Below are 6,000 nucleotides of genomic sequence, written 5' to 3'. Positions count from 1 at the left end.
ATCGGGGCGACCCTCCGCCTTGCGATCGCACGCACCAGACGCCGCCGGGCCTGCCCTTCGGGCAGACGACGCTACTTTCGAAACACGCCCTAGCCCGCGAACACGGGCCCGCGCAGCACCGCGCGGGCCCGCCGGTACCAGCGCCACCCCACCGTCCTCGGGCCGTCCCGGTACGGCGCGACCCGTGCGCCCCCGCCCGCCAGCCAGCTCTCCACATCGGCGACGGTGTGGGAGCGCCGCACGATGAGCCGGGCGATGCGGTACGCCTCGTCCCGTTCCGAACTCAGCGCGTGCCGCACGGCGGTGGCCGTCTCGTACCCGGCGGCGGCCGCCATGCGCCGCACCCGCCCGCTGTTGTAGCCGTGCGGATAGGCGAGATGGCGCACCGGATGCCCGAGGGCGTCCTCCAACACGACTCGTGAATCGTGCAGTTCGCGGGCGAGGTCGCGGGGCGGCAGGGTGTCGAGCTGGGCGTGCGTGACGGTGTGGCTGCCGACCTCCATGCCGGACTGCTCCAGCCCGGTGGCCTGGGCCAGCGTCATCATCGGGGCGGGCGGCAGCAGACTGCGCCCGCCGGGGCTGATCGCGCCGGTGGTGAGGTAGGCGGTGGCGGCCAGGCCCCGCGCGGTCAGCGCCTCGGCGGTCGGTCCGGGCAGGTCGGCGAACCCGTCGTCGAAGGTCAGCAGCACGGGCCGGTCGGGCAGCGGCGCCCGCCCCGCGAGGTGGTCGGCGAGCGCGCTCACCGTCACGGGCGTACGGCCGCTGTCGACGACGGCGTCGAGATGCGCCGCGAACTCCTTCGGGGTGACGGTGAACTCCGCGATCCAGTCGGGCGGTTCCTCCATCACGGCGTGGTACAGGAAAACCGGGACGGCCTCGCCGCCCGTCCCCGTCATCGCGACCCCCCGGTCACCCCGGTCGCCGGCACGGCGCGCAGCGCACGCCGGGCGCGCAGGTAGCCGACCGGCCCGTACACCATCCCCTTCCGCTGCAGCCGGGACAACCGGCGTGGCCACGGATGACCACGGTCGTCGTGCCCGCCCGGAACACCCGAAGCACCAGGCACGCCAGGAGCACCAGGCACGTCCTCCGTGCCCCGGGAGTCCGTGCCCCGGGCCGCCGTCAGCGTGCGGGCGTGCGCGAGTCCGCGGGGGAGCCGGGCGAGGAACGCCGGCAGCAGTGCGGGCCGGTTGACCAGGAGCGCGGTGAGGTAGGCGGTGAGGCCGGCGCCGTAGCCGTACGCCTGCGTCTCCAGGTCCTGCCAGGTCTCGCGGTGGTGGTGCCAGACCAGGGCCTGCGGGGTGTAGCGCAGGCGGTGTCCCTGGGCGAGCACGCGGACGAAGCCGTAGAGGTCGTCGCCGCCGCGCGCCGACGTCCCCGCCCCCGTCGCGGGGTCGAAGCCGCCGACCTCGCGCAGCACGCCGGTCCGGAACGCCATGTTGGCGCCGGACCCGAACCGGCCCGCCGTGAACGGGAACAACGGCTCGTCGGCGGGTGGGTCGACGGGGTCGTACGTCCGTGGCGCGAAGCCCTTCGCGAAGCCGCCGTGGCTCTCCAGCAGCACCTGGGCGGGGGTGCGCAGCCGGGCCGGCAGGATCAGCCCGGTGGCGCAGCCGAGGCCGGGGTCGGCCGCGAAGGGCGCGGTGAGTTCGGTCAGCCAGCGCGGGTCGGCGACCACGTCGTCGTCGGTGAAGGCGACCACGTCGCCGCGCGCGGCCGCGAGGCCGGTGTTGTGGGCGACGGCGAGACCGGGCACGGGCTCGGTCACGTACCGCACGCGCTCGGCGTGCTCGTGTCCGACCAGGTCGCGGGTCGCGCCCGTCACCGGGGCGTTGTCGACGACGACGATCTCGAAGTCGGGGTGGTCCTGGGCGAGCATCGAGTCGAGCGCGTGGGCGAGCCGGTCGGCGCGCTCGCGGGTGGCGATGACGACGGTGGTGAACGGGACGGCGCTCCCGGTGGCGCCCGGTGCCGGTGCCGCTGCTGGTGTCGGCGCCGGTCCGCCGGCCGGGTGCCGCCGGGCGAGTTCGGTGAGGACCGCTCTCGGGTCGGCGCCCTCGGGCACCCGCCCGAGCAGTGCGGCGACCGGCCGGCCGCCCCTGCGGACCAGGAGGAACACCTCGCCGTGCGTCACGGGCGGGCTGCCCGGGCCGGGTCTCAGCACACCGCCGCCGCCCGGCCCCGGTTCCAGGTCCAGGTCGGCGATCTGCACCGGCTCGATGGCGAGGTACCTCTGGATCTCCCGCCGTACACGTGTCACGTGGGACACGAACCCTCCCCTCCACTCCCATGGACCGTCGGAACCCGCTGGAACTCGCCGGAACGTGTCGGCACCCCTCGGGACGCGTCGGGAACGCCTCAGGGCCGCCGCAGCCGCCCGACGCCCCTCAGCGCCCGTGCGGCCGTCGCCGCGAGCCGCGGCCGGTTGCGCACGAAGTGGTGCGCCCGGCGCGAGGGCTCCCGGCTGAGCCAGTGGAGCGCGGCGCCCGCCCCCGGACGCGTCCACGCCCCTTCGTAGACCGGCAGTTCGCCCGTCTTCAGCGAGTCCTTGTACTCGGCGGCCCCCCGGCCGAGGTCGAGCAGGCCGATGCCCTCGGCGGCGGCCGCCTCGGCCATCCGCAGATGCAGCACCAGACCGGGCGAGTACTTCGCGAACTCCGGGTCGTAGGCGGGGAACCAGCAGGCCAGCACGGCCGTCGAACGCAGCCCGAAGTGCGCGGCGACCGGCTGCCCGTCGGCGTAGAGGACGGACAGGGTGCCGGAGCACTCCGGGCCGCGCGTCCCCCGGGCGAGCAGGTGCACGAGCCGGGTGATCCACTCCTGCGCGAACCGGTCCCGGCGGCCGGTCCTGCGGTACTGCGCGGACTTCCACGCCATCAGCGTGCGCAGCGCGGCCGGGTCCCGCTCGTCGAACACGAAGCGCAGGTCACCGACCTGGCGGCCGAGCCGGCGCTCCTTGGCGAGCGTCGTCTTGAGGAACTTCGGGGACTGTGCGCGCAGGACGGACTCGTAGGTTTCGTACCCCTTCTCCACGTCGATGACGTAGGAGGTGTACTCGGCCGCCGCATGCGGGACGAACAGCTCCTGCTCCGCCTCCAGGTTGTCGAAGGCGAAGCTCGACAGGGAGCAGGCCCGCAGGAGTTCGTCCGCGTTCAGCCCGAGACCCGGGCCGAGGACGGCTCCCTGGGAGTCCGAGACGCCGTGGGCGAGGGCCTGGCCCCGGCCGAACCGGCCCCGCTCGTGGGGCAGGAAGCCGACCGGCTCGCCCCCCTCGTACACCACCGCCACGCGCGTGCGGGGTCGCACGCGGCCCACGGCCTCGGCGAACTCCGGTTCCATGAACGGGTTGCGCGGAGCCGTCGACGCGGCGCGCAGCGCGCGCCACCGCTCCCGTTCCCCCTCGCCGAGATCCTCCGGATTCAGCACACGAATACGTCCGCCGCTCAACCTGACCCCCCGATCAAGTCCCCCCTGGACTGTCTGGACGGTACCGCTCCAGGTACCGGGAGCGGTAGGTAGCGGACCATGTTGTTGCCAACCGGTGCATAGGCCTCCAACGTCCCGGTACCCGGCGTTGCGGCAGAAAGCCGTTTCCCGCAGGAACGGCGCCGAACGGGATGGAGCGGCGCCGCACGCGGGACGGAGCGGAGTCCGGACGCGGGACGGGGCGGGGCGGGGTCGGAGCGGGGCGGGCCGGGGCCCGGAGGCGGGAAGGCCCGGGGCCCCGAGGGCTGGCGGCGGGCGCCGAACCGGAAGTGAGTCGGAGCCCGTTGTGGTCCGTATTCTCTGATCATGGCCGCACCCACCGCACCCGCCGCGCGCTGCGCGTACTCCCTCGTCGCCACCGACCTGGACGGAACGCTCCTGCGCGGCGACGACACCTTCTCCGACCGCTCGCTCGACGCGCTCGCGAGGGTGGCGGCCGCAGGCGCCCGCCACCTCGTGGTGACCGGCCGGCCGGCCCCCCGCGTACGGCCGCTGCTGGACGTCCTGCGCGGACGGGGGCTCGCGGTGTGCGGACAGGGCGCGCAGCTGTACGACGTCGGAGCGGACCGTCTGCTGTGGTCGGTCGCCCTGGACCGGGAGCTGGCCGAGACGGCGCTCGGCAAGATCGAGGCCGAGGTGGGCGAGGTGTACGCGGCGGTCGACCAGGACGGCGTCGACGGGCTCACGCTCATCGAACCGGGCTATCTGATGCCGCACCCGACGCTGCCGGCCCTGCGCGTCGGAGCGCGCGACGACCTGTGGTGCGAGCCGATCAGCAAGGTCCTGCTGCGCCATCCCACCCTGTCCGACGACGAGTTGGCGGCGACGGCCCGTTCGGTGGTCGGCTCGCTGGCCACCGTCACGATGTCCGGGCCGGGCACGGTGGAGCTCCAGCCGTGCGGCGTCACCAAGGCGACCGGACTGGCCCTGGCGGCCGAGCACCTCGGACTGCGGCCGGAAGACACGATCGCCTTCGGCGACATGCCCAACGACCTCCCGATGTTCGACTGGGCGGCGCACGGCGTGGCGATGGCCAACGCCCATCCGGAACTCAAGGCGGTGGCCGACGAGGTGACGACGTCGAACGAGGACGACGGCGTGGCCGTCGTCCTCGAAAGACTGTTTCCCTAGTTCGGCGGAGCCCCGTCACCGGGGCCCTCGCCCCCGGTGGACCGGTGGGGGCAGCCGTCAGTAGGCGCCGAAGACGTTGTCGATCGAGCCGTACCGCTGGGCCGCGTAGTTGCAGGCGGCGGTGATGTTGGCGACCGGGTCGTACGGGTCGAAGGCGGTGCCGGCCACGTGGTAGGCGGCGAAGGTCGGGTCGATGACCTGGAGCAGGCCCTTGGACGGGATGCCCGCGGCCGCGTTGGAGTCCCACAGGTTGATGGCGTTCGGGTTGCCGGAGGACTCCCGCATGACGTTGCGGTAGATGCCGTCGTAGGTGCCCGGAATGCCCTTTTCGGCCATGATCGCGAGGGACTCGCGGATCCAGCCGTCGAGGTTGTCGGGGTACCCGGCCGTGGTGGTGGCGGCCGTGGTGACCGACGCCGTGGTGGCCGCGGAGGCGCTGGTCGAGCCGATGAGCGGGAGGGCCAGCACGGCGGCGCCGGTGGCGGCGACGGCGAGGGTGCGGGCGAGGCGGGTGCGGCGGTGCTGAACGGCGGCAGGCATGGCGAAAGGTTCCTCTCCGGCGCCTACGAGGTGAGCTGTCGGGTTCGGGCTGGAAAGTGCCCGGCCGGCCGCCGCGGGAGTGCGGCGACGCGACTTCACCCCGAGCCGGTCCGGTACGTGCGTGACGTGCGGTCCGGCGACTTACCTGGGTCCCCCGCTCCTGCCGTGCGTGAGTGTCGGTCGATGGATGACGGGCGGCGGCAGGATTAGGCGTCTGCCCGACAGGCCGGGAACGTATGCGAGAGCGCATGTCCGGAACAAGTGCCGGATTCACAGATGGCACCTATTGACCTTGATCGGAGGTGTATGCCCGCTTGATCCTTTGCGTTCGCCGATCGTCAACTCGTCGACGAGCAAAGCGGAATCACAACTTCCGCGCCAGGTCGGCCGCGTGTGCGTGCAGTGAGCCAACTCACCAGCGTCCACAAGACGGGTAAAACGGGCATTGGGCGTCAAGTCCCTTTTAAAGGGGCGTGCGTGGGGTGTGTCTTCGCCGGGTCCGGTGGAGCAACCGTCTCGTCGTCCTCCTCCGTGCGCGTGCCGTCGCCCGCCGGGACCTCGCCGCTGTCGCCGTGGGCGGGCGCGTGCCGCGGCGCGGTCGCGGAGCCGGACCGGGGTGTGCTCCCGGGAGCGCCGGTAAGGGCTCGCCCGTCGGCGGGTGCTGCGCGCGGGCGTACCGGAGGGTTCCGTCGGGCACACGATGCGGAGGTGCTAGTGGGCCGTCTCGTGGGGGAGGGCGAACGGATGCGCAGGCGCGTGGTCCCCTCCCGTGGGGTCGGCGGGGAGGGTGGGTCCGACGGCTGCGGCCGGGTGGGGGCGAGGGCGGCCGGGCGGGTTCGCCGG

5 protein-coding genes and 1 riboswitch are annotated in these 6,000 nt (G+C 73.7%); of the genes, 1 reads left to right on the top strand and 4 read right to left on the bottom strand.

What is annotated here, in order from left to right; all coding sequences use genetic code 11:
* Positions 1 to 89: 89 nt before the first annotated feature.
* From AB0N31_RS19870 to AB0N31_RS19860, 3 genes are all read right to left on the bottom strand, one after another.
* Complete coding sequence (locus AB0N31_RS19870; protein ID WP_366059676.1) at positions 90 to 896, bottom strand: polysaccharide deacetylase family protein; 807 nt, start codon at positions 894 to 896, stop codon at positions 90 to 92.
* Positions 893 to 2,269 (bottom strand): glycosyltransferase, encoded by a 1,377-nt coding sequence (locus AB0N31_RS19865; RefSeq protein ID WP_366059675.1) that lies wholly within the window; start codon positions 2,267 to 2,269, stop codon positions 893 to 895. Before AB0N31_RS19865 ends, AB0N31_RS19870 begins: the two co-directional genes overlap by 4 nt.
* An 89-nt stretch (positions 2,270 to 2,358) precedes the next feature.
* The gene (locus AB0N31_RS19860) at positions 2,359 to 3,426 is read right to left on the bottom strand and encodes a GNAT family N-acetyltransferase (protein WP_366059674.1); all 1,068 of its coding nucleotides are present in this window, start codon (positions 3,424 to 3,426) and stop codon (positions 2,359 to 2,361) included.
* A gap of 366 nt (positions 3,427 to 3,792) precedes the next feature.
* On the opposite strand from AB0N31_RS19860, the gene AB0N31_RS19855 reads away from it, so the two are divergent.
* Positions 3,793 to 4,617, top strand: a complete 825-nt coding sequence (locus AB0N31_RS19855; RefSeq protein ID WP_366059673.1) for an HAD family hydrolase — start codon at positions 3,793 to 3,795, stop codon at positions 4,615 to 4,617.
* 57 nt (positions 4,618 to 4,674) lie between these two features.
* On the opposite strand, the gene AB0N31_RS19850 is transcribed toward AB0N31_RS19855, so the two are convergent.
* The gene (locus AB0N31_RS19850) at positions 4,675 to 5,157 is read right to left on the bottom strand and encodes a transglycosylase SLT domain-containing protein (RefSeq protein ID WP_366059672.1); all 483 of its coding nucleotides are present in this window, start codon (positions 5,155 to 5,157) and stop codon (positions 4,675 to 4,677) included.
* 5 nt (positions 5,158 to 5,162) lie between these two features.
* A riboswitch (cyclic di-AMP (ydaO/yuaA leader) is annotated at positions 5,163 to 5,346 on the bottom strand.
* Positions 5,347 to 6,000: the final 654 nt, after the last annotated feature.

Origin of the sequence: Streptomyces sp. NPDC051051 (assembly GCF_040682975.1) — a bacterium.
In the GTDB taxonomy this organism is placed as follows: domain Bacteria; phylum Actinomycetota; class Actinomycetes; order Streptomycetales; family Streptomycetaceae; genus Streptomyces.
The sequence above is the reverse complement of the archived record's forward strand: the minus strand, read 5'-3'. Positions and strand labels throughout refer to the sequence as shown.

Coding starts and splice junctions, on each gene's coding strand:
- AB0N31_RS19870 (WP_366059676.1), bottom strand. CDS start 896: ATGACGGGGACGGGCGGCGAGGCCGTCCCGGTTTTCCTGTACCACGCC.
- AB0N31_RS19855 (WP_366059673.1), top strand. CDS start 3,793: ATGGCCGCACCCACCGCACCCGCCGCGCGCTGCGCGTACTCCCTCGTC.
- AB0N31_RS19850 (WP_366059672.1), bottom strand. CDS start 5,157: ATGCCTGCCGCCGTTCAGCACCGCCGCACCCGCCTCGCCCGCACCCTC.